The following is a 23,993-nucleotide window of genomic DNA, read 5'->3' on the forward strand; positions in this document are numbered from 1 at the left end:
GATTATGGTCTCTGATGAGGTAGACGGATGAGAAACAGAAATATTGCCGGGGGAAGAGAAATTTATGTGATAGCGGCGTTGTATGGATAACAGTATTGGCTGAAGGAGATTGTGCTGCGGCTGAATGCAAACATTAAAAAGGCTCCCTCGGGAGCCTCTCTGAACATCACGCCGTAGCAGGCAAACTAAAGCGCGAGATACTTTGGGACAGCTGCTGCGCCTGCTCCTCCAGCGAGGCCGCGGCGGCGGCGGATTGCTGCACCAGCGCCGCGTTCTGCTGGGTCACACCGTCCATCTCCGTTACGGCCTGCCCAACCTGACCAATCCCGCGGCTCTGCTCTTCTGAGGCAACCGAAATCTGTTCCATCAGCGCATGCACTTTATTCACAGAGCTGATAATAGAATCAATCACCTCTCCCGAACGATTCACCAGTTCCGCACCGTTTTTCACGCTGGAAACAGACTGGGCGATGAGGCTTTCGATATCCTTCGCCGCCACCGCGCTTTTCTAGGCCAGTGTGCGCACTTCACTTGCTACCACGGCAAATCCTCGCCCCTGCGTGCCAGCACGCGCCGCTTCAACGGCCGCGTTTAGCGCCAGAATATTAGTCTGGAAAGCAATGCTGTTGATGACGCTGGTGATGTCCTCAATACGCTTCGAATTGGACGCGATAGTATTCATCGTTTCGATGACTTCACGGGTTACCGCTTCACCGGTATGGGCATTTTTCACGGCATCCTGCACCAGCTTACCGGCCTGGAAAACGTTGTCGGTGTTATTCGCCACCGTCGCGCTCAGCTCTTCCATGCTGGCGGCCGTCTGGGTCAGGGCCGAAGCCTGTTGCTCGGTACGGGAGGCCAGGTCGATATTGCCGGAGGCAATTTCCTGCGCTGCATGCGTCACGGTGTGGCTGGCATCGCGCACCTGAGAAATGGTGGAGAGCAGCGCCTGGCGCATCTGCTCCATCGAGGACATCAGGTGATCGATTTCATTCCCGGAATCACGCTTGAACGGTACCGGTACGTCCAGCTTCCCGGCCGCAATCTGGCGACAGTGCTCGCGCGCCAGGTTCACCGGCGCAAAGACCACGCGTTTCATCAGTAGGCTGACGGCGAAGATCACCACCACGAACAGCACCGCAATGCTGGCGATAATAACCAGACCCGACACAAAATTATGGCTCGCCTCCTCGTTCAGCGTTTTGGCGTACTTCTGGTGAACGGAGAGAACCTGATCGAGCACAATTTCATATTGGCGATCGAGTTGAGACACCACGGGAATAAGAGCGTTGAACCGCGACACATCGTGAGCGGCGGCAGCGGCAATCAGCGGTGCCAGTCCCTGATTACGGTAGTTTTGCCACGCCTCCTGGTAGGCAGTGACCAGCGGGGCTTCGTCCTGCAAACGCGGTGAGGCCATAAACGCCGAAAATGCACTATCGGCTTTGGTCAGCGCCTCTTTAACCGAGGCCAGTTTCGCAGACGGGTCGGTAGCGTCCCCCGCTTCCACCATTTTCACATACTCCATAACCCTGACGCGCAGGGTTCGGCTGTGGTTAATGGGATCAATAATGGACAGGACAACCTGAATTTCTTTGTTCACATTATCCAGCGAAGTATTACTTTTAATGATGAGCCCAACGCTGGTGATAGTGCTGGCCACAAAGAAGAAAAGCAGGGAAAACAGGATAATCAGGGATGATTTTTTCAACGACATAACACACCTCAGGGATATAATTTCCCTTTGGTTATCGGCTGAATCCAATCTTTAATTAATTAAAGTTATTGATGTACCCCTCAGACGTTACCCTGTCACTCCACGGCCTTGTATCGCCGTTGCAGGGTGGCATCCAGCTTACGCTGGATCGGCTCCGGCGTTTCCCCTTCAATCAGTTTGCCAATCAGATCAAAGCAGTGCCAGGCGAGCTGGCGGTTATCCTGACGAACGGTATCGACAGGAATGGTCAGAGAATCATAGAGATAGTGATCGTCAAAGCTGGCCAGACGCATATCGTTTTGCAGCAGATTATGTTGCCCCATATAGCGCAACACCCCTTCCAGCAGACCGCAGGCGGCGGTAAAGAGGGCTTTTGGCGGGCGGCCCAGGCGCGCGCAAAGCTCGGCAAACATTTCGTAGCCGGAGCTCGGATGGTAATTACCATGAATGATCCACTCCGGACGTAGCTCGACGCCAGCGTCACGCAGCCCCTGCTTAAACCCTTCAAGACGGTCACGCGTCGGGGAAAGCCGCGGCTGACCGCCGAGGAAGTAGAACTCATCCGGATGCTGGCGCGCGATGTCGGCCACCAGCGTGGCGGTTGGGGTAATTGAATCGGTGAGAACCAGCGGCAAAGAACTGTCGTTCATATGACGGTCAAAAAGCACAACGGGCAGCTGTTCGCTCAGCTTTTGATAGTCCGCGTCGTTGAGCATGCTGGAGGCGACAATCAGCCCGTCCACCTGGCGGGCAACCATGTTATTGACCACCACCGTCTCCTGGCCCGGATTCTCATCGCTACAGGAGATCAGCAACTGAACACCCGCCTCGCGGCAGAGGGTCTCCAGCTCATGAGAAAAAACGGCAAACCCGTAGTTGGTGATTTCCGGCACCACCAGACCAATGGTGTGGCTGCGGTTGTCCCGCAGCGAACGGGCGTGAATGCTGGGCTGATAATGATGTTCTTTGGCAATCGCCAGCACGCGCTCGCGCGTCTCCTCCGCCACCCGAAGCTCTTTGCTGCGGCCGTTCAGAACCAGACTGGCGGTGGCTTTTGAAACCCCCGCCAGCTCCGCGATATCTTTAATGGTGACGCGTTTTGTTTTTCTCACAACGACTTAGATCCGGCTGCCAAAACCTCTATTCTATCATGCAGCTGCGCAGCGACCAGTAGCGTAATGTGATGTCGGACGCACCTTCGAAGCGTACCTGGGCCGGATGGTCAGGAAAATAGCGGCTGCTCATGACGCCTTCACCGTGATTGATGAATATTTCGACGCTGGAACGGTCGCACAGCACGCGTAAATGATGAACATTGCCCTGCCAGTAGCGGGTCAGCGTCTCTCCGGTTTCCAGGCTGGCGCGTTCCAGGCGGATCCCCTCATCATTCACAATCAGCCGCAACGCGCCGGCAAAATCCACGTTCACGCTCGGCGCGCTCAGTTCAAACTCAAGACGCGCTCCCGCCAGCACCGGGGCATCGCTGGCGCGTCCCTGCCAGTAATGTTCATCCTCGCGCAGCGTTTCCAGCTCACGGACCGGGGTTTGCCAGAGCTTACCGTCGCGGTAGCGCAGCTCTCGTGGACAGGTCATCTGGTGGATCCAGCCGTGCGCCCGCGTAGGCTGGAGCATCTCTTCGCCGTCCGGCACGCCCATCCAGCCGATGAGGAGGCGGCGGCCGTCTTCTGCCACCGTGGTTTGCGGCGCGTAAAACTCGAAACCGGCGTCAAGCTCATGCAGCTCGCCGTGCGCAAATGCAGGCGTCTGATAATCAAATGCGCCGCTCATCCAGACGGCCGGATAGGTATTGAGATAGCGATGCGGTTCGCGCGCCAGCCCCTGCGGGCAGCAGATCAAGACGTGTGTTCCATCAAGCGCAAACAGATCCGGGCACTCCCACATATAGCCCGCGTCCGTGAGTCCGTTGACGCCGTGACCAGCGATTTCGCCGCAGGACGCCCAGGTGTGTAAATCGGCTGACGTAAACAGCAGCACCTTGCCGCGCTGCTGTCGATCCTGCGCCCCGAGCACCATGTACCAATGCCCGTCATGGCGCCACACTTTCGGATCGCGGACGTGCCCGGTGTACCCGTCCGGCAGGGGCAGCACCGGTCCCAGTTTGGCAAACGTGCCATCGTCATTTTGCACCGCCAGACACTGCCAGGCGGTGCGGCCGCCATCGTCAAACTTAACGTTGCCGGTATAGCACAGGGTCAGCACGCCGTTGTTATCCACGGCGCTGCCGGAGTAACAGCCGTTGCGGTCATACTCTTCGTCAGGCATCAGCGCCATTGGCTCGTGCTGCCAGTGCACCAGATCTGCTGAGCTCCAGTGCCCCCAGCACTTGTAGCGATGATCGCAGCCCAGCGGGTTCCACTGATAAAACAGATGGTAGCGCCCGGCAAACCAGATAAACCCGTTCGGATCGTTCATGAGCCCCGTCACCGGTGCGGGATGCCACTGCGGATAGTGGCTGTCCGCCAGCGCACGCGGCTGGCCTTGCATCACGGCCTGCAACACGGCAGGCCAGCGGGAAGATAAGGTCATTATTCTGAGTCCGTTTTATATTTCAGCAGCAGAGAGACGGTGAACGCCACGCCAAACGCAATCACCATGCCGATAATATAGTTGAGCAGCGAGCTGGCCTGGACAATTGCCATGCCGGGAAGCGCCGTCAGGCCAACGGCAGTCATGTAGACATGCACCGACACCACCCAGGCACCGCCTGCCGCACCGCCGATCAGCGCCGCGATAAACGGCTTCACAAAACGCAGGTTGATGCCAAAAATTGCCGCTTCGGTGATGCCCAGCATCGCGGAAAACGCCGACGGTAAGGTAATGGCTTTGATTTTGGCATCGCGGGTTTTGAACCACACCGCCAGACACGCCCCGCCCTGCGCCACGTTCGCCATCGCCCAGATCGGCAGCAGGAAGTTAACGCCAATCGACGGATTACCCAGTAGCCCGGCCTCAATGGCGTGGAAGCTGTGGTGAATGCCGGTAATGACAATCACCGAATAGAGCCCACCAAACAGCAGCCCGGCCAGCCAGCCCGCGTGGGAAATCAGGGTGCTAAGAATAAAGGAGATCCCGTCGCCCAGTGCGCGTCCCGCCGGGCCAATAATCAACAGCGCAATGAAGCCGGAGATAATGACGGTCAGGAACGGCGTCAGGATCAGATCTAACGCATCCGGTATTGCCCGGCGCAGCTGTTTTTCCACAATGCTCATAAACCACACCGCCAGCAGCACCGGGAAGACGGTTCCCTGATAGCCAATCATGGCGATTTCAAGACCGAAGAAGTTCATGGTGTGGAAGCCGGACGCTACGCCCCAGGCGTTGGTCAGCGCAGGATGAGTCAGGATGCCGCCGAGCGTTGCCCCCAGATACGGGTTGCCGCCAAACTCCCGCGCGGCGGTGAAGCCAATCAGGATCGGCAGAATAATAAACGCCGCCGAGCTGCACATATCGAGCATGATATAGAGCGCGTTATCCGGATTAACCCAGCCGTAGGTTTTAACCATCCCCAGCAGGCCCATCAGCAGACCCGAGGCCACGATCGCCGGGATAATCGGCACGAAGATGTTGGAGAGCAGACGCGCGATACGCTGGAACGGGTTCAGCTTGCGGGCCGCAATATCCGCCGCTTCCGATTTACTGGACTCGCTAATCCCTGCGGCCTGAATAAACGCGGCGTAAACCTTATTCACCACCCCGGTGCCGAAGATCACCTGCATCTGCCCGGCGTTTCGAAAACAGCCTTTCACGCCTTCAACCTTGCCGATGGCCTGCTGGTCGGCAAGCGCATCATCGACCAGCACCAGACGAAGGCGCGTGGCGCAATGTGCCGCGCTGGCAATGTTCTCTTTGCCCCCGAGCAGCGGAATAAGCTCACGCGCAATATGATTAAAATCCATAGATACCTCTTCCTGACCTCTTTTTATGATGTTCGAAACGCCCCCGCGATGCGGGAGCGTGAAGGGTTAAAACCAGGTTTCCATCTGCACCCCAAAGTTCCATTCCCCACCCGCGTTGAAGCCGCTGCTGCCAAAGGCGTCATCGCTGGCGTAGTTATCCAGCTTGCTGCTCCAGTCCATCCAGGTGGCGAACAGGCGCAGCTCCGGACGGCTGAAGAAATCGCCAATCTTGCCCGCCTTTAACGTCGGGGCGAAAGTCAGCTTGTAGAAGCTACCGTTAACCGCATTGCGATCCTTATAGCCTTCCGGGCTTAAATCCATGTACTGATAGCTGCCTTCGAACGCGAGGGCGAAATTCTGGGTCACCTCTTTGATCAGACGCGTATTGAGCGTGACCCACTCATAGCTGTCGCCCTTCACGTAGCGGTCCTTACTGCTTTGCGCCAGCACGGCGGGCGCAATGTGCCAGCCACCGCCCAGCGGCGTGACACCGTAACTTGCAAAACGCCAGGTATCGGCTTCTGACAGCAGCGCGCCGTCTGAACCAATGCTTTTCACCTCGGCGCCCAGACCGTGGCCGTAAAGCAGCGCCGTTTTGGCAGAACCTTCCCGCAGGCCGTAGAAGCTCTCGTTATGCAGACCAACCAGCGCATGCACCCCGTTATTGGCCGCGTCGGTTTTTATCGGATCGCCGTTGCTGTCCTTACGGTCGTCATTATCTTTTGCCCGTAAGCCGCTGACCATCATCTGCACCGGCCCGGCGAAGTGATTCATGCTGAGGATGTAGTTCTGAACGTTGTTGTCTATCTCCTCTTCGCTGCCGAAGTTACGGCCATAAAGGGAGAAGTTACTGTGCAGCGTATCGTTCCACTTCACGTCGTAGACGCCGCCGCCGGTCCCGGCGAGAAACACCACGTCGGAATCCAGCCAGTGAATGTCGAAGTTGTCGCGGTCAAAACGCTTACCCGCCCAGAAGGTGCTGCCCTTCAGCGCGCCGGTAAAGTCCGGCAAATTGCCCAGCTCGGCAAAGGCCTGACGAATGTTCAGGTCGCTGCTGTCTGCCGACCAGTCGTTATAGGTTTTCTGACCGTCGGCCAGCATCGCCTTAAAGCGCGTCGTCGCGCCATTCTCCAGCGTCTGTTTGTGCTCAACATTCAGCTCAACGTAGGTATCAGCTTCGTTCCCCAGACGCCCGATGGCCCCACCCGTTTCCCCGGCGGGCGTCAGATAAGGGCCGCTTTTGCTGCTGGAGGCCGCGTCGTTCATCAGCAGGCCGGAACGGGCGTAACCGTGAAATTCAAAACCGCCTGTCCGGTCGGCTTTCTCTTCCAGCGCCGTGGTACGTTGCGCCACCGCCTGTGTGGAGGTTTGTGCTTCCTGCTGCGCCGCCACCAGCTGCTGCGTTTTCTGTTCCGCTGCCGTGGCGCGCTTTTCAGCAACCTGCGCGCGGGTTTCCGCCTCCTGCAAACGCTGCTCCAGCGCCGCCAGGCGCGCTTCGATACGTGTCATATCCGTCTGGGCAAAAACAGAGGTACTGCCGGCCAGCATGCCTATCATCACGGCAAGCCTGCGTTTTTTATACATTTTGTCGCATCCCTAATAACTATCGGTAAAAGTGCTAAATTGCTAAACCGGTTTAGGCTGGTGATACTAAACCGTTGAATTTTGGATCGGCAACGTTTTTTGCTAAACCGTTTTAGTAAGTGTGATCGAGGCGACAATTCAGGCCGCCGACCGGTGGCCTGGAGAGGTGAATTACAGTTCGTGATGATAAGGCAGCGCGGTCATTGCCCCTTTTGCGGTTGTCGCCAGCGCCCCGCAGCGCTGCGCCAGCGTGATGACCTCTGAGAGACGGGCCTGGCCATCACGAGCCAGACCGAACAGCAGTCCGGCGACGAAAGCATCCCCCGCGCCAGTGGTATCAATGCATTCCACGGGTGATGCAGGATAGTGCGTCAACGCGCCTCCCTGCCAGGCGGTCACGCCCTCTTTTCCCTGCGTCACCAGCACCAGCCTGGCCGGACAGGTGCGCATCAGCGCCGCCAGCCCCTCATGGACCTGCGCATTTCCGGTTAAGAACGCCAGCTCTTCCACCGAGATTTTCACCACATCTGCACAGGCTAATGCCCGCTCAAGACACTCGCGCAGCTCGACTTCATCGTGCCAGAGATCGGCGCGGATATTGGGGTCAAAGCTGACGAATCCCCCCGCCTGTCTGATCGCGGCCATCGCCAGAAACGTCGCGGAACGGCTGGGTTCGGCGCTGAGCGCGATAGAGCAGACGTGCAGCCACTCCCCGGCGCGGAATGGCGGGAGATCGGCAGAGTCGAGGAACAGATCAGCGCTCGGGCGAACCATAAAGGTAAAGGAACGTTCACCGTCGTCATCGAGATCCACCACCACCGTGGAGGTGCGATGCTGCGGGTCGAGCCGCAGCCATTCTGTATTAACCTGCTCATCCGCAAGCGTTTTTTGCATAAAGCGCCCGAAGGGGTCGTCGCCCACCCGGCCTATAAAGGCGCTTCTGCCGCCCAGACGCGCAATCCCTACCGCGACATTGGCCGGTGCGCCGCCCGGACATTGCAGCAGTTTACCCTCTCCGTCGGGCAACAGATCCACCACGGCATCGCCAAGTACCCAGATCGTCTCCATATCACCTTCTTAGCTAAATTATGTTAAACCGGTTTAGCTATTTAAGCACAGGCAGGGTGTCGGGGAAATATGGCGAGGGAAAATTTGCTTAACCCACCCGATGGGGCCAGTGAATATCACCCATACCGTTAAGCTGCGGGCGGGCGAATAAAAAGCCCTGGAAGCGGCGAATCCCGGCGGATTCAAGCCAGCACCACTCTTCTATCTTCTCAATGCCTTCTGCGACCAGCGTAATCTCCAGATCGGTGCAGCAGCTGATTATCGACTTCACAATCGCCTGCTTGGGCCCGCTCAGGTGGATATCGCTGACGATCTCTCTGTCGATTTTGAGCTTATCCGGCTGGAACCGGGTGAGCAGCGAAAGGCCAGCATAGCCGGAACCAAAATCATCTATCGCCAGCCCAACCCCTTCCGCCCGCAGCTGTTTAATGGCGCTGTTAAACTGGTTGAAGCCGGAAATCATCTCGTTCTCAGTGACTTCAATGACTACCTGCTCTGGCTGTAGACCGTGCTTTTTGATCTGCGTTACCAGGAACTCTACCGCACCCGACACGTTAACCAGCGACATTGGCAGCAGGTTCACCGCCAGTTTGTGGCTGCCGATGCCCAGCTTTTGCGCCAGCGCAAAGGTCCAGGCTTTGGTTTGCAGGTCGACTTCGTAAATCTGTTCACGATCGAGACTACGGAAGAAATGCTCCGGGCTGCCGCCGTCGTTTCCGCGTATAAGCGCTTCGAGAGAACTGATTTTGCCTTCGGACGGCTCGACAATGGGTTGCAGCGCAAACTGGCAGGGCTGTCCCGCCAGCAGACCTAACCCTTTTCCAAACGGCGCGCGCTCTCGCGAAAGCGTCCATTTATCAGGCTCATAGTCCGAAGCGGGTGGGATAGCGGTTTTGCCGGTGATAAAGGTCTGAATGAATTTGAAGACCCGATCCTCAGAAGTGAGATAGCTTTCCAGCTTGCTGTAATGCAGAACCGACGCCAGAACCGCTTTCGGGGTCTGAACGTCCAGGTCAAACAGCAGCATTCCCACGTCTTCGAAACGTCTGCGCGGGCCGTAATCGCGCATCAGCTCCACCACGCCGGTATGCCGGTCATCCGCACGGATGGTGTTAAAAAGCGCGACGACGCGCTGTTCCGTGCCTTCGAGAATTTGCAGAACGTCACGTCCACGGGAGAGAAGAATGCCTGAGATGCCCTGCTCCGTATTACGGATCCTGGCCTGTTCAACCAGCGCGCTTAACGCTGCGGAGGTGCAGGTTAAGCTCAGCTGGCTTCGATAAATGAGAGTTGTCAGCACAGAAACGGGGTCCGGTATGGGGTATACGCCTGAACGGTACTGTTTAACACAGTTCCCCGGTGTGACCTAATCTATTGTTGGGCTTGATTCTCCCCGATACGGCTGTCGATCCGCGTCTGCATGTAGTCATAGAACGGATTCGACGTCACGCGCATCAGCGCATCTTTGCCGACGCTCAGAACCGATGTTTCTCCCCACAGGGCTATCGTCCCGAGGCTGATACCGTAGTGGTTTTTCACCGCAGGATGGCGGCCATACAGATCGTCATCCGGCGGGAACGGAATGGCAACATGAGACAGGGAATAAACCTCCTGCGGATACGCCACTGACAGCGGCGCCACCGTTTCCCTGGTGCTGCCCGCAGGGGTTGTCTTTGCCACCATATCAAACCTGTCGGGGCTGGCATTGGTCACAATCGTGACACTGTAACGTCTTTTCGCCTCGGGCAGCAGGTCAGCCACCGCCGTCCACGATGACGGCCTGAACAGTGGACGGAAACTCCCGGCCTGGTTGATATCAAAAACCACCAGTTCGCTGCCGTTTGCCGGAAGCTGGTCAAACAGCCCGCTGACCACGGCGCGGGTACTGACCGTTGAATCCATGACCGACTGGAAAGCAAGTACCGGCGGGAGCTGCGCCAGTTTGTGATCATGAACATCGCGATTTATCTGCTCATGCAGCGCCTGGGTGAGTAGCCAGGACTGACGTGCCGCATTCACCGGGAACGAATTGTATTTATAAGGATTATATTCAGGCGAAATGTTAAGCCACGCGGCTTTGGCAAACGCCGGTAACATAGCCGGTAGCCCGGCGAATCCGGCAAAGCGCGCAAACGCCGTGACGCCAATCATCGGGGAGAGCAACACGATCTGCTGAGGTTTACGCAGTTCAGGCGCATCAAGGGCGTCGAGGGCGTATTTCATCGCCAGCGCCCTGCCGTTGGAGTAGCCCACCAGATGCAGGGGGAGATCGTTCCCCGTCAGGCGTGTCGCTTCACGAACCGTAAGGCGCGTTGCCGCCAGCCACGCCTCCCAGTCAACGTCTGTCAGCGCGCCCGGCGCCGTGCCGTGTCCGGGCAAACGAGGCACTACGGCCACAAAGCCGTGCTGTTGATAATTCACAGCCAGATGCCTGACGCTGTAGGGCGAGTCCGTCAGACCGTGCAGCAATACCACCGCCCCGCGCGGCTTTCCGGCAGGCATCAGCACGAACGACCGGTTTGCATCCGGGGAAAAGTGTCCTGGCCACACCAGGCTCTGGCGGTAATAACGGTTCAGCGGCGTGCGCTCTGCGGGGGTGAATTTCGCCGTCACCTCAGCGTCGAGAGCGGTGAAGATGGCATTTTCCCGCGCGACATACGCTGCGAAAGTCGCGTTATCCATCTCCTGCACGGACATTTCATCAGCCCGCCAGGTGTGCCAGTGATGCAGGGCCGGCCCCTGCTGCGAAAGATAAACCCGCACCGCCAGCAAAACGAGCACAATGATCCCGATGACCATCGCTATTTTTTTTGCGAGAGCCATCAGGCGCACGCTGACCCGCCAGGGCAAATTCGCCATGTAAGGCTCCCTCTCTTATTCCCAGAGCGTTCATCTTACCAAAAAATGTGAAGAGGCTGACGTATTCACCAAATAGATACCTCTCAGCCTGCACACTGCACCAAAAGTGAACTACGCTGCACAAATGTTGAGCATCTGTTAAACAAATATTGCATTAACTTTGCTGCACAGCGCGTTTTCGCCGCAATGTGAACATGGCACGCGTCCTGCATTGTTAATCCGGTAACAGAATCCCGGCCTTTGACAGCCAGTTAACAGCGAGGCGGTATGACGACCAAACCTGAGGTGTTGAGCCGTATCGAAGCGACCTTTAGCCAGCTCACCCCGAGCGAAAAGCGGGTGGCAAGCTGGATGCTGGCGCACGTCGGGCAGATCCCTTTTGAAACGGCAGAGAGCGTGGCGCTGGCCACGGCCACCAGCGGGATCACCGTCGGACGCTTTCTGCGCAAGCTGGGCTATCGCAACCTGGACGACGCCAAAAAAAGCCTGCGCGATCCCCATCAGCCCTGGGGCATTAACGAGCGTCTCGACTCCTGGAAACAGCAACAGCCGCTGTCGGATCGCCTTCAGCACTCCCTGTCGCTGGAGGTGGACGCCATTGCCCATGTTTACCAGCTGGCGCAAAGCGAAACGTTCAGGCAGGTGGTCCAGCAACTTACCCATGCCGACGCCATTTTCGTGCTGGGGATCCAGTCCACGCGCGGGATCGCCAATGCGTTCTTCAGCCATCTGGAGTACCTGCGCCCGCGGGTGAGCTATTCCGAAGGGCTCTCCGGTAGCTGGGTGGAGTCGCTTAACTCCGGCTTTGCGAACCCGTATATCGTGCTGACGGATACCCGCGCCTACTCCGCCATTGCCCGCCAGTACTGCCGCGTGGCGAGCGAAAAAGGCCTGGCGATGGCGCTGATCACCGATATCTGGTGCCCGTGGGCGCGGGATTACCCGATTGATTTACTCCAGGTGAAAACCGATACCGGCCATTTCTGGGATTCGCTGGCGCCGGTGAGCTGTCTGTTCAACCTGCTGCTGTCGGGCGTTGTGGAGGCGCTGGGGGATGCGCTGCCGGAACGTCTGGCAATCAACCGACAACTACAACAAGAGTTTGGACAATTTGAACGCTAAAGGAGCGGAGCTATGCCTGAAGAGAGTCAACTGATTGATGTGGCGAAAACCTTTCCCACGCTGCATATCGATCTGAAATACGCGACCGCCGATAACATCACCGGCCGCCCGATCTACCAGCACGCCGCGTGCCTGCTGCATACGGATGCCGCCACCGCGCTGGCGAAATCGATTAGCATCGCCGCGCTGGCCGGTCTGAAGCTGGTGGTTTACGACGCCTACCGCCCCCAGCAGGCGCAGGCGCAACTCTGGGATGCCTGCCCCAATCCGGAATACGTGGTGGATGTCGCAATTGGCTCTAACCACAGCCGGGGCACCGCCATTGACGTCACGCTGATGGATGAAAACGACAACGTGCTGGATATGGGCGCCGGGTTTGACGAAATGCACGACCGTTCTCATGCCTGGCACCCTTCCGTTCCGCCCGAGGCGCAGCGAAATCGTCTGCTCCTGAACGCCGTGATGTACGGCGGCGGTTTTGTGGGCATCAGCAGCGAATGGTGGCATTTCGAACTGCCGAATGCCGCCAGCTACCCGCTGTTAGATGACCAGTTCGCCTGTTATCCGACCACACACTCACTCTAATTCTGGAGCCCGGCCATGAAAACAACGCTGCTTACAACCCTGATTGCCGCTACGCTCGCCCTGAGCGCCCCTCTCGCGCTGGCGGCGGTGCCAAAAGATATGCTGGTGATTGGGAAAGCTGCCGATCCGCAAACGCTGGATCCGGCGGTCACTATCGATAACAACGACTGGACGGTGACCTACCCCTCGTACCAGCGTCTGGTGAAATACAAGCCAGGCACCACGGAGGTGGAAGGCGATCTGTCGACGGGCTGGAAGGCGTCAGACGACCAGAAAGAGTGGACGTTCACCCTGGCAGATAATGCAAAATTCTCCGACGGCACGCCGGTGACCGCCGAAGCGGTAAAGCTGTCGTTTGAACGACTGCTGAAAATCAACCAGGGACCTTCCGAAGCGTTTCCGAAAGATTTGAAAGTGGACGCGGTGGATGAGCATACGGTGAAATTCACCCTCAGCCAGCCGTTCGCCCCGTTCCTCTACACGCTGGCCAATGACGGCGCGTCGATCGTCAACCCGGCGGTGCTGAAAGCCAATGCCGCCGACGATGCGCGCGGTTTCCTGGCGCAAAACACCGCGGGTTCCGGACCGTTTATGCTGAAAAGCTGGCGGAAAGGTCAGCAGCTGGTGATGGTGCCCAACCCACACTGGCCGGGTGAAAAGCCGCACTTCAAGCGCGTCTCGGTGAAGATTATCGGTGAAAGCGCCTCGCGTCGCCTGCAACTTTCCCGTGGCGATCTGGATATCGCCGACGCCCTGCCGGTGGATCAGCTTGCTGCCCTGAAGCAGGAAGGCAAAGTGGCCGTGGCGGAATACCCGTCCCTGCGGGTGACCTACCTCTATCTGAACAACAGTAAGCCTCCGATGAATCAGGTGGATTTGCGCCGCGCGGTCTCCTGGGCCACCGATTATCAGGGGATGGTGACAGGCATTCTCAGCGGGAACGGCAAGCAGATGCGCGGCCCGATCCCGGAGGGCATGTGGGGCTTCGATGCGAACGCCATGCAGTACAGCTTTGACGAGGCTAAGGCCAAAGCGGCGCTGGAAAAAGTCAACGATAAACCGGCCAGCCTGACGTTCCTCTACTCCGATAACGACCCGAACTGGGAGCCTATCGCCCTCTCCACGCAGGCGAGCCTGGGCAAGCTGGGGATTAACGTCAAGCTCGAGAAACTGGCGAACGCCACCATGCGCGACCGCGTCGGCAAAGGTGATTATGACATTGCGATTGGTAACTGGAGCCCGGACTTCGCTGACCCGTACATGTTCATGAACTACTGGTTCGAATCGGACAAAAAAGGGCTGCCGGGGAACCGCTCATTCTATGAGAACAAAGAGGTCGATGCATTGTTGCAGGCGGCACTGAAAACCACCGATCAGGCGGAACGCACCAAAGATTACCAGCAGGCGCAGAAAGTGGTGATTGACGAGGCGGCTTACGTTTATCTGTTCCAGAAGAACTACCAGCTGGCGATGAACAAAGAGGTCAAAGGCTTCACCTTTAATCCGATGCTTGAGCAGGTCTTTAACATCGCCACCATGAGTAAGTAACGGCCCACGCCGGGGGGAAGTGTATGACGTTCTGGAGCATTGTGCGCCAGCGCTGCTGGGGGTTAATCCTGGTGGTGGCCGGTGTCTGTATTATTACTTTTATTATTTCACACCTGATCCCCGGCGATCCGGCCCGCCTGCTGGCCGGTGACCGCGCCAGCGATGAAATTGTGCAGGGCATCCGCCAGCAGCTGGGGCTGGATCAACCGCTCTATATTCAGTTTGGCCGCTATGTAGAGGCGCTGGCGCACGGCGATCTGGGCACCTCCATTCGCACCGGTCGCCCCGTTGCGGAAGATTTGAAAGCCTTTTTCCCCGCCACGCTGGAGCTGGCGTTCTGCTCTTTGCTGCTGGCGCTGGTGATTGGCGTACCGCTGGGCATTTTATCGGCGGTGTACCGTAACCGCTGGCTGGATCACCTGGTGCGACTGATGGCGATGACGGGCATCTCGACGCCTGCCTTCTGGCTGGGACTGGGGGTTATCGTTCTGTTCTACGGGCAACTGCAAATTCTGCCCGGCGGCGGCAGGCTGGACGACTGGCTCGATCCGCCTGCCCACGTTACCGGCTTTTATCTGCTGGACGCTCTGCTGGAAGGCAACGGCGAGGTGTTTTTCAACGCCCTACAGCACCTGATTCTCCCCTCCCTGACCCTGGCCTTTGTGCATCTGGGTATTGTGGCGCGTCAGGTGCGTTCCGCGATGCTGGAGCAGCTGAGCGAGGATTATATTCGTACCGCCCGCGCGAGTGGGTTGCCGGGCTGGTACATCGTGCTGCGCTACGCCTTACCCAACGCCATGATCCCCTCCATTACCGTGCTCGGGCTGGCGCTGGGCGATCTGCTGTACGGGGCAGTCCTTACCGAAACCGTGTTTGCCTGGCCGGGAATGGGAGCCTGGGTGGTGACCTCCATTCAGGCGCTGGACTTCCCTGCCGTCATGGGCTTCGCGGTCGTGGTATCGCTGGCCTATGTCTTCGTCAATCTGGTGGTGGATCTGCTGTATCTGTGGATCGACCCGCGAATCGGGCGCGGAGGTGCCGAATGATGTTAACTCAGGAAACGCCCGTCCCTGTCAGCACCGTTAAACAGCGCATCAACTGGGCAAAGCTGTTCTGGATGCTACGCAAAAGCCCGCTCACGCTGATCGGCGGTGTCATTATGATCGTGATGCTGCTGATGATGGTGGTCTCGCCGTGGATCGTCCCGCACGATCCGAACGCACTGGATCTGACCGCCCGCTTGCAGGCGCCTTCAGCCCAGCACTGGTTTGGCACCGATGAGGTGGGCCGGGATCTGTTCAGCCGCGTGCTGGTGGGCAGCCAGCAGTCCATCACGGCGGGGCTGGCGGTGGTGGTGATTGCGGGCGGCATCGGTTCGCTGCTCGGCTGTTTGTCCGGCGTACTTGGCGGGCGCGGCGACGCCATCATTATGCGTATCATGGACATTATGCTCTCCATCCCCTCGCTGGTGCTGACGATGGCGCTGGCCGCCGCGCTCGGCCCAAGCCTGTTTAACGCGATGCTGGCGATTGCGATTGTACGCATTCCGTTTTACGTGCGGCTGGCACGCGGGCAAACGCTGGTGGTGCGCCAGTTCACCTACGTGCAGGCCGCCCGCACCTTTGGCGCATCGCGCTGGCACCTGATCAGCTGGCATATCCTGCGTAACGCCCTGCCGCCGCTGATCGTACAGGCGTCGCTGGATATCGGCAGCGCCATTCTGATGGCCGCCACGCTGGGCTTTATTGGATTAGGCGCGCAACAGCCCACCGCCGAATGGGGCGCGATGGTGGCCGTGGGGCGTAACTACGTGCTTGACCAGTGGTGGTACTGCGCGTTTCCGGGGGCGGCAATTCTGATCACGGCAGTTGGGTTTAATCTGTTTGGCGATGGTCTTCGCGACCTGCTTGATCCCAAATCAGGAGGGAAGCAGTCATGAGTGATTCCGTATTATCGATTGAAGATTTGCACCTGAGCTTCCCCATTTTTCGCGGTGACGTCCACGCGCTCAACCACGTCTCGCTGGAGATTGGCCGGGGTGAAATTGTCGGCGTGGTGGGCGAATCCGGCTCGGGAAAATCGGTCACCGCGATGCTGGCGATGCGCCTGCTGCCGGAAGGCAGTTACCATGTTCACCATGGCCGGGTCACGCTGCTCGGGGAAGATGTCCTGAACGCGTCGGAAAAACAGCTTCGTCAGTGGCGCGGCGCCAGGGTGGCGATGATTTTTCAGGAGCCGATGACGGCGCTCAACCCCACGCGCCGGATTGGCAGGCAGATGGTGGAGGTGATCCGCCAGCATCAGTCGCTTTCCCGTCGCGACGCGCAGCAGAAGGCGATCGCCCTGCTGGGCGAGATGCAAATCCCGGATGCGGCACAGGTGATGGATCGCTATCCGTTTGAGCTTTCCGGCGGCATGCGCCAGCGGGTGATGATCGCCCTTGCCTTCTCCTGCGAGCCGGAGCTGATCATTGCCGATGAGCCGACCACCGCGCTGGACGTGACCGTTCAGCGTCAGGTGCTGCGTCTGCTGAAACACAAAGCGCGCGCCAGCGGGACGTCGGTGCTGTTTATCAGTCACGATATGGCGGTGGTGTCGCAGCTTTGTGACCGGATGTACGTTATGTACGCGGGCAGCGTGATCGAAAGCGGCAGCACGCAGACTTTGATCCACCATCCTGTACACCCCTATTCGATTGGCCTGCTGCGGTGTGCCCCGGAAAATGGTGAACCGCGCGAGATCCTCCCGGCCATTCCCGGCACGGTGCCTAACCTCAGCCACCTCCCGCGCGGATGTGCTTTTCGCGAGCGCTGTTTTGCTGCCGGAGCGAAATGCAGCGAAACGCCGCGCTTAATTTCAACGGGCGCAGAAGGCCAGCAGGCTGCCTGCTGGTACCCACAACAGGAGAGACGCCATGTCTGAGGTATTGCTGGAACTGGACAGCGTGCATGTGAATTTTCCTGCGCGCAAAAACTGGCTGGGGCGCGTGACGGAACAGGTACACGCCCTCAACGGCATGGATCTCCGGATCCATCGCGGCGAAACGCTGGGCGTTGTGGGGGAATCCGGCTGTGGAAAGAGCACGCTGGCGCAGCTACTGATGGGTATGCTCAAACCGAGTACCGGTGCCTGTCAGCGCGCGAATGCGGCAGGCGGTATGCAGATGGTATTTCAGGACCCGCTCTCGTCCCTCGACCCGCGTTTACCCGTCTGGCGCATCATTACCGAGCCGGTGTGGATACAGCAACGCCGCAGCGAACGGGAGCGTCGTCAGCTGGCTGAGACGCTGGCGCAGCAGGTGGGCATTCGGGCGGAATATCTTGACCGCCTGCCGCATGCGTTTTCGGGTGGACAGCGCCAGCGCATCGCTATTGCCCGGGCGCTCTCTTCGGATCCGGACATCATCGTGCTGGATGAACCCACCAGCGCGCTGGATATTTCCGTCCAGGCGCAGATCCTCAATTTGCTGGTTGCCCTGCAACAGCAGCGTAATCTGACCTACGTGCTGATCTCGCACAACGTCTCGGTGGTCCGGCACATGAGCGATCGGGTGGCGGTGATGTATCTGGGGCAGATTGTGGAGCTGGGTCCGGCGGACCAGGTGCTGGGCAAGCCGCGGCATCCGTATACGCAGCTGCTGCTTGACTCCGTTCCCCGTACCGGAGAACCGCTGGACGAAGACCTGGCATTACGCAAAACCGATCTCCCCGGTAATCGCCACCTGCCTGATGGGTGCTACTTCCGCGACCGCTGCCCGCTGGCGATGGAGGGATGTGAACAGCCGCAGCCGCTTCAGCCCACAGCCGAAGGCCGAAGCGTGCGCTGCTGGCGTAACCGTTAAAAGGAGCCGGGCATTTGCCCGGCCTGATATCAGTTGAGTTTGTAATCCAGCGTGATTTCGGCTTTCAACAGCTGCGACACCGGACAACCCGCCTTCGCTTTCTGAATAATGCCGTCGAACTGCTGCGGATCGATACCCGGTACCGTCACCTTGCTTTGCAGCGCCACTTTGCTGATGGCAAAACCGCTGTCGGTTTTATCCAGCGAAACGTCCGCCGTGGTATCGATGGAATCGGCAGTATAACCCGCTTCGCCCAGCATTAGCGACAGGGCCATAGAGAAACAGGCCGCGTGCGCTGCGCCAATCAGCTCTTCCGGGTTGGTCCCTTTTTCGCCCTCGAAGCGGGTGTTAAAGCCGTAAGGTTGCTGGTTAAGGACGCCACTCTCTGTTGAGACCGTCCCTTTGCCGCGTTTGATGTCGCCAGACCAGTGTGCTGAACCGTGCTTATGAATCGTCATTCTTGCTCTCCTTTTGGCTTACAAAGGGATAAGTATAGGACGCATAATCCATTTTGCAGGGAAGACAGACTAGTCCGAGCGCGTGGCAAGGTGGTTTGCCAGCGCGTCGAGGAACACACGCTGCGCCGCAGGCTGATAGTCTCGCGACTGATAAATACCAAAAATACCGATCGGTTTTGGCGTAAAGGCGCTGAGCACCGGCACCAGACTGCCCTGCCGTAGCGCCGCGTCAGCCTCGCGCTCGGGCAGCATGGCAATACCACAGTGGTTTATCGCCGCCTCCATCAGCAGTGACGAGATGCTGGCGCTGAGATTGCCGCTGACCGCCGTCGTGACTGGCTCCCCTTCGGGCGTCAAAAAACGCCACGACTGACCGGCAAAAAAGCTGTAATGCAGGCAGTTGTGCCGGGCTAAATCCTCCAGTTGCTCTGGAACGCCCCGGCTGGCAAGGTAGTGCGGCGAGGCGCAAAGCACGGACCGACACTCCCCCAGCCGGCGGGCGATCATGCCCGGTTCGGGGTTATCGGTGATGCGGATCGCCACGTCAATTCGCTCGCCCACCAGGCTTACCGGATGATTGTTAACATCCAGCTCGATGCGCAGCTGAGGGTAACGCTGCAACAGATCGGGCAGCACCGGAGCGATAATCTGCATCGCCGTAAAATGCGCGCAGGCGACGCGAAGCGTGCCTGAGGGTAGATCCTTCACAGACTGATCTTCAATTTCCTGAGAAATTTGCGAGAGCGTGCGGGTCTTTTGCAGGACCTTCTCCCCCGCCGCCGTCAGCGTCAGCTTGCGGGTGGAGCGGTTCACCAGCCGCGCCCCGGCCCACTTCTCCATCTGCTCCAGATAGCGGCTCACCATCGGACGGGAGATCCCCAGCGCCCGCGCCGCCGCGCTTAAACTCCCCAGCTCACAGATGCGGTTGTACACCTGGGCGGCAATAACGCGATCCATTCTGACCTCCATTTGCTCGATTTATGAAACTAAGCATCTCCTGTTTCAGGAATTCTGGCAAATGAAGAGATCCGTACAATAGAGACTTTCCTGAAGAACAGAGACATGACCATGACCATCGCCCGCCTTGCTTTGCTGACAACCCTTTTCACTCCGGTCGTCTTTGCCGCGCCGTTGACCGTTGATACGTACAACCCGCAGGAAAAAGGCATTTTTGCCGTTTCTTCCACCCTGGTATCTGGCCCGAAAGAGGCGGTACTGTTTGACGCCCAGTTCAGCGTGGAAGATGGCGAAGCGCTGGTAGAAAAAATTCGCCACAGCGGTAAAACGCTGAATAAAATCGTGATCACCTCCGGCGATCCGGATTTCTATTTCGGCCTGCAACCGCTGGTGAAAGCCTTCCCTAATGCCAAAGTTGTCGCCACGCAACAGGTGGTGGACCATATCAGGGCCACAAAAGACGCGAAGCTCGCCTTCTGGGGGCCACAGATGAAAGACGGCGCGCCGACGCAGCTCTACGTGCCGCAAGTGCTTGCCTCAACCACCTTTATGATTGACGGTGAAAGAGTGAATATTGAAGAGCCTGAGAGCTATGCGGCGTATGTCTGGATCCCATCCGCAAAAACCATCCTCGGCGGCACGGGCGTCTCATGGGGCATTCACGTCTGGACGGCGGATACCCAAACGCCGGAAAGCCGCAAACAGTGGCAGCAGACGCTGGATAGCATGGCAGCCCTTAAGCCCGAACACGTTATTCCGGGCCACTACCTTGGGACACCGCCAGCGGGGACCGGCGCTATCGACTTTACTCGTCGCTATCTACAGCAGTTTGAACAGGCCCTCACGGCAGATAAAGCGTCAACCGGCGTCATCAACACGATGAAAAAACAGTGGCCGAACCTGGCGGAAGCCAGTTCGCTGGAACTGAGTGCCAAAGTGAATACCGGCGAAATGAAGTGGTAATAGCCTGATTATCTCCTGCTATATTTAAATTTTTTATAGCAGGAGTTAACTATGCCATCGTCAGTAAGGGGCATCGACCATATCGGTATTACGGTGCCCGACATTGAAAAAGCCACCCTATTTTTTGAACGCGCTTTCGACGCACAGGTTTTATATCATTCTGTCGATGCGCAAACCGATAATATTGATCAGCCCGCCCAGCAGCACACCTTAAAATTATTTCCCGGCACAAAAATTCACGCCATCCGCATGCTTGTTATGCCCCACGGACCCGGCATAGAACTTTTCGAAATGCATGGTCCTGAACAGGGAATGCCCGCCCGCGCCAGCGACTTTGGCCTCCAGCATTTTGCTGTCTATGTTGATGATTTTGATAAGGCGATAGCCGCTTTCACCGCTGCTGGCGGGGAGATGTTTACCGCGCCAAAGCCACTTACATTTTCGGATGAAAAAGGTGAAGGGAATGCTTTCTGCTATGGGCAAACACCCTGGGGCAGCATTGTGGAATTGATCTGCTGGCCGACGCCCATGCCTTATGAAAAAACGACAAATTTACGCCGCTGGAAACCCTAAATTTTATTTCTGTGCTACGGGAGATGATATTTTTATTTCCAGGACGAATCTGAACCACAACGGCAAAAATATTTGCCAATCTGAATGCGAATTACGATTTTGCACGCCGTAACATTAAACAGACAACGACACGGAGGCAGCATGTTTACTTATTACCCGGCACATACCACAGCAGCACAACCCGAACTCGTTAACGCGATTGCGCAGGGTCTTCAGGCGGAGCACGGTGTTGTTACCGAAGATGACATTTTGATGGAACTGACCAGGTGGGTGGAAGCCACAGACAATGACATCCTCAGTGACATCTACCAGCAAACCATCAACTACGTGGTCAGCGGGCAAAATGCACCTTTGTAAAAACCTGCTAAGCTGGATCTGCAACCTAAGGGGTTACATTTCGTTTGCGTGAGCAAACTTGTCCTTAAAACTATCAACGGGATTGAGGAGTTAATATGAAATCGAACCGTCAGGCACGCCACATTCTGGGACTGAACTACAAGCTCTCTAACCAGCGCAAAGTGGTTATTGAAGAGGGGAGCGAAACGCAAGTGACCCACGCCACCGGCAGGAAACGTCAGACAGGCAAGTAAGTTCCAGTACGAAATCCACAACACCATCGGTTACCCCGGTGGTGTTTTTGTTTATGTGTTGCGGTAATTAATATTTAGCTCCTTTATAATACCGCCCGACCGCACCCCGTAGCACAGGCCAGAAAGATGACAAACAGCAGTGTCAGGGACGGATCTTCTTAAAAAGAGTGAGTGACATGGACAACAAACTGAAAAAACATCGTTCCCTTTATATTCCTTACGCCGGTCCGGTTTTACTGGAGTTTCCTCTTCTGAACAAAGGCAGCGCCTTTAGCATGGAAGAGCGCAGCAGCTTTAACCTGCTGGGCCTGCTGCCTGAAGTGGTTGAAACCATTGAAGAACAGGCGGAACGCGCCTGGATCCAGTATCAGGGCTTTAAAACCGAAATCGATAAGCACATCTACCTGCGTAATATCCAGGACACCAACGAAACCCTCTTCTACCGCCTGGTGCAGAACCATCTCGAAGAGATGATGCCCGTCATTTACACACCAACCGTCGGCGCGGCGTGTGAACGCTTCTCAGAGATCTACCGTCGTTCCCGCGGCGTGTTCATCTCCTATCAGAACCGTCACAACATGGACGACATTCTGCAAAACGTGCCTAACCACAACATCAAGGTGATCGTGGTAACCGATGGCGAACGTATTCTGGGCCTTGGCGACCAGGGCATTGGCGGGATGGGTATTCCCATCGGTAAGCTCTCGCTGTATACCGCCTGCGGCGGGATCAGCCCGGCCTACACCCTGCCGGTGGTGCTGGACGTGGGAACCAACAACCAGCAACTGCTGAACGATCCGCTGTACATGGGCTGGCGTCATCCGCGCATTACCGACGACGAGTACTATCAGTTTGTTGATGATTTCATCCAGGCCGTGAAGCACCGCTGGCCGGACGTGCTGTTGCAGTTCGAAGACTTCGCGCAGAAAAACGCCATGCCGCTGCTGAACCGCTACCGCGATGAGATCTGCTCGTTCAACGACGACATTCAGGGCACGGCGGCAGTGACCGTGGGGACGCTGATTGCCGCGAGCCGTGCGGCAGGCAGCCAGCTCAGCTATCAGAAAATTGTCTTCCTGGGTGCAGGCTCCGCGGGCTGCGGCATCGCCGAGCAAATTATTGCCCAGACCCAGCGCGAAGGCTTAAGCGAAGAGCTGGCGCGCTCCCGCGTCTTTATGGTGGACCGTTTTGGCCTGCTGACCGACGGTATGCCAAACCTGCTCCCGTTCCAGACCAAACTGGTGCAGAAGCGCGAAAACCTGAAAAACTGGGATACAGACAACGAAGTGCTCTCGCTTCTTGACGTGGTGCGCAACGTGAAGCCGGACATTCTGATCGGCGTATCCGGGCAGACCGGTCTCTTCACGGAAGAGATTATTCGCGAGATGCACAAGCACTGCGAACGCCCTATCGTGATGCCGCTGTCTAACCCGACTTCACGCGTGGAGGCAACGCCGCAGGACATCATCGCCTGGACCGAAGGTAAGGCACTGGTCGCGACCGGCAGTCCGTTTGATCCGGTGGTGTGGAAAGACAAGCTCTACCCCATTGCACAGTGCAATAACTCTTATATCTTCCCGGGTATTGGTCTGGGGGTTATCGCCTCCGGCGCGTCACGCATCACCGACGAAATGCTGATGTCCGCGAGCGAAACGCTGGCAGGTCACTCACCGCTGGTGAATAACGGTGAAGGCCTGGTACTGCCGGAGCTGAAAGACATACATAAAGTGTCCCGCGCAATTGCCTTCGCGGTAGGCAAAATGGCGCAGCAGCAAGGCGTCGCGGTGAAAACCTCTGCTGATGCGTTGCAGCAGGCGATTGACGATAACTTCTGGATGCCGGAATACCGTAGCTATCGTCGTACTTCGATTTAAGCATTGCCCCTCACCCAGCCCTCTCCCCTTTGGGGAGAGGGCTGGGTGAAGGAATATACGGCAGTTCCCACTAGCCAAACCCATTTTCCCCCGCTACACTCCCTTCATCCATTAACCTACTGAATATATAAGGAGGCCAATTATGCTGTACTGTGAAATTTTCAATGTTTCACATACATTTGGTGATCGCACCAGCTCAAGCGTTATCGGTATCGTGCTGCGATAACTTCCGCTTGAGCGAAGACACCAACCCCCTGAAATCCCTTCTCTCGGGCTTACTGAGTTATCGTCAGCGATGTTTGACGAGGCATAAACATGCCTGTAACTCCTGGGTAAG

General features: G+C 57.5%; 21 protein-coding genes and 1 pseudogene. 12 read left to right on the forward strand and 10 right to left on the reverse strand.

What is annotated here, in order from left to right; genetic code table 11:
- Positions 1–166 precede the first annotated feature (166 nt).
- From ACNQ0W_RS07430 to ACNQ0W_RS07465, 8 genes and pseudogenes are all read right to left on the reverse strand, one after another.
- Positions 167–1,717: pseudogene (locus ACNQ0W_RS07430) on the reverse strand (methyl-accepting chemotaxis protein).
- Positions 1,718–1,812: 95 nt separating this feature from the next.
- Complete coding sequence (locus tag ACNQ0W_RS07435; RefSeq protein WP_062933027.1) at positions 1,813–2,829, reverse strand: LacI family DNA-binding transcriptional regulator; 1,017 nt, start codon at positions 2,827–2,829, stop codon at positions 1,813–1,815.
- A gap of 28 nt (positions 2,830–2,857) precedes the next feature.
- Complete coding sequence (locus tag ACNQ0W_RS07440) at positions 2,858–4,264, reverse strand: sucrose-6-phosphate hydrolase (RefSeq protein ID WP_062933026.1); 1,407 nt, start codon at positions 4,262–4,264, stop codon at positions 2,858–2,860.
- Entirely contained in the window at positions 4,264–5,634 is a 1,371-nt protein-coding gene (locus ACNQ0W_RS07445; protein ID WP_062933025.1) for a sucrose-specific PTS transporter subunit IIBC, read from the reverse strand. The genes ACNQ0W_RS07440 and ACNQ0W_RS07445 overlap by 1 nt, the downstream gene beginning before the upstream one ends.
- Positions 5,635–5,700: 66 nt before the next feature.
- Positions 5,701–7,218: a carbohydrate porin gene (locus tag ACNQ0W_RS07450; protein WP_062933024.1), complete on the reverse strand. Its 1,518-nt coding sequence runs from the start codon at positions 7,216–7,218 to the stop codon at positions 5,701–5,703.
- 171 nt (positions 7,219–7,389) lie between these two features.
- Positions 7,390–8,286 carry an aminoimidazole riboside kinase gene (locus ACNQ0W_RS07455; protein WP_062933023.1) on the reverse strand — a complete coding sequence of 299 codons (897 nt, stop codon included), beginning with the start codon at positions 8,284–8,286 and terminating at the stop codon, positions 7,390–7,392.
- An 88-nt stretch (positions 8,287–8,374) separates the two neighbouring features.
- Positions 8,375–9,586 (reverse strand): diguanylate phosphodiesterase, encoded by a 1,212-nt coding sequence (locus ACNQ0W_RS07460; protein ID WP_062933022.1) that lies wholly within the window; start codon positions 9,584–9,586, stop codon positions 8,375–8,377.
- 71 nt (positions 9,587–9,657) lie between these two features.
- The gene (locus ACNQ0W_RS07465) at positions 9,658–11,145 is read right to left on the reverse strand and encodes an alpha/beta hydrolase (protein ID WP_417933179.1); all 1,488 of its coding nucleotides are present in this window, start codon (positions 11,143–11,145) and stop codon (positions 9,658–9,660) included.
- A 267-nt stretch (positions 11,146–11,412) separates the two neighbouring features.
- On the opposite strand from ACNQ0W_RS07465, the gene ACNQ0W_RS07470 reads away from it, so the two are divergent.
- From ACNQ0W_RS07470 to ACNQ0W_RS07500, 7 genes are read left to right on the forward strand one after another with little or no spacing between them, the layout of a single operon-like run.
- On the forward strand, positions 11,413–12,267 hold the full coding sequence (locus tag ACNQ0W_RS07470; RefSeq protein ID WP_062933020.1) for a MurR/RpiR family transcriptional regulator: 855 nt from the start codon (positions 11,413–11,415) through the stop codon (positions 12,265–12,267).
- A 12-nt stretch (positions 12,268–12,279) separates the two neighbouring features.
- Positions 12,280–12,852, forward strand: a complete 573-nt coding sequence (gene ddpX, locus ACNQ0W_RS07475) for a D-alanyl-D-alanine dipeptidase (protein ID WP_062933019.1) — start codon at positions 12,280–12,282, stop codon at positions 12,850–12,852.
- Between the two features lie 15 nt (positions 12,853–12,867).
- Complete coding sequence (locus ACNQ0W_RS07480) at positions 12,868–14,400, forward strand: ABC transporter substrate-binding protein (RefSeq protein ID WP_062933018.1); 1,533 nt, start codon at positions 12,868–12,870, stop codon at positions 14,398–14,400.
- Between the two features lie 23 nt (positions 14,401–14,423).
- Positions 14,424–15,446 (forward strand): ABC transporter permease, encoded by a 1,023-nt coding sequence (locus ACNQ0W_RS07485; RefSeq protein ID WP_003857077.1) that lies wholly within the window; start codon positions 14,424–14,426, stop codon positions 15,444–15,446.
- Positions 15,443–16,339, forward strand: a complete 897-nt coding sequence (ddpC, locus tag ACNQ0W_RS07490; protein WP_062933017.1) for a D,D-dipeptide ABC transporter permease — start codon at positions 15,443–15,445, stop codon at positions 16,337–16,339. Before ACNQ0W_RS07485 ends, ddpC begins: the two co-directional genes overlap by 4 nt.
- On the forward strand, positions 16,336–17,322 hold the full coding sequence (locus ACNQ0W_RS07495) for an ABC transporter ATP-binding protein (protein ID WP_022651223.1): 987 nt from the start codon (positions 16,336–16,338) through the stop codon (positions 17,320–17,322). The genes ddpC and ACNQ0W_RS07495 overlap by 4 nt, the downstream gene beginning before the upstream one ends.
- A complete protein-coding gene (locus ACNQ0W_RS07500) occupies positions 17,315–18,241 on the forward strand; it encodes an oligopeptide/dipeptide ABC transporter ATP-binding protein (RefSeq protein WP_062933016.1) in 927 nt (308 codons plus the stop codon). The genes ACNQ0W_RS07495 and ACNQ0W_RS07500 overlap by 8 nt, the downstream gene beginning before the upstream one ends.
- A gap of 29 nt (positions 18,242–18,270) precedes the next feature.
- On the opposite strand, the gene ACNQ0W_RS07505 is transcribed toward ACNQ0W_RS07500, so the two are convergent.
- Both ACNQ0W_RS07505 and ACNQ0W_RS07510 read right to left on the reverse strand, forming a co-directional pair.
- The gene (locus tag ACNQ0W_RS07505) at positions 18,271–18,699 is read right to left on the reverse strand and encodes an OsmC family protein (protein ID WP_003857069.1); all 429 of its coding nucleotides are present in this window, start codon (positions 18,697–18,699) and stop codon (positions 18,271–18,273) included.
- Positions 18,700–18,768: 69 nt separating this feature from the next.
- Positions 18,769–19,656: a LysR family transcriptional regulator gene (locus ACNQ0W_RS07510; RefSeq protein WP_072189980.1), complete on the reverse strand. Its 888-nt coding sequence runs from the start codon at positions 19,654–19,656 to the stop codon at positions 18,769–18,771.
- 111 nt (positions 19,657–19,767) lie between these two features.
- On the opposite strand from ACNQ0W_RS07510, the gene ACNQ0W_RS07515 reads away from it, so the two are divergent.
- From ACNQ0W_RS07515 to ACNQ0W_RS07535, 5 genes are all read left to right on the forward strand, one after another.
- Positions 19,768–20,619, forward strand: coding sequence for a Vmh family MBL fold metallo-hydrolase (locus tag ACNQ0W_RS07515; RefSeq protein ID WP_062933059.1), 852 nt, complete (start codon positions 19,768–19,770; stop codon positions 20,617–20,619).
- A gap of 51 nt (positions 20,620–20,670) precedes the next feature.
- Positions 20,671–21,192, forward strand: a complete 522-nt coding sequence (locus tag ACNQ0W_RS07520; protein ID WP_062933015.1) for a VOC family protein — start codon at positions 20,671–20,673, stop codon at positions 21,190–21,192.
- A gap of 141 nt (positions 21,193–21,333) precedes the next feature.
- The gene (gene bdm / locus ACNQ0W_RS07525) at positions 21,334–21,549 is read left to right on the forward strand and encodes a biofilm-dependent modulation protein (RefSeq protein WP_015570485.1); all 216 of its coding nucleotides are present in this window, start codon (positions 21,334–21,336) and stop codon (positions 21,547–21,549) included.
- Between the two features lie 95 nt (positions 21,550–21,644).
- Positions 21,645–21,782, forward strand: a complete 138-nt coding sequence (gene sra, locus ACNQ0W_RS07530; RefSeq protein WP_062933014.1) for a stationary-phase-induced ribosome-associated protein — start codon at positions 21,645–21,647, stop codon at positions 21,780–21,782.
- Positions 21,783–21,958: 176 nt separating this feature from the next.
- Entirely contained in the window at positions 21,959–23,656 is a 1,698-nt protein-coding gene (locus ACNQ0W_RS07535) for an NAD-dependent malic enzyme (protein ID WP_022648194.1), read from the forward strand.
- The last annotated feature ends 337 nt before the right edge of the window (positions 23,657–23,993 follow it).

It is taken from the genome of Enterobacter cloacae complex sp. 6730903, from assembly GCF_048283985.1.
Taxonomy (GTDB): domain Bacteria; phylum Pseudomonadota; class Gammaproteobacteria; order Enterobacterales; family Enterobacteriaceae; genus Enterobacter; species Enterobacter hormaechei_C.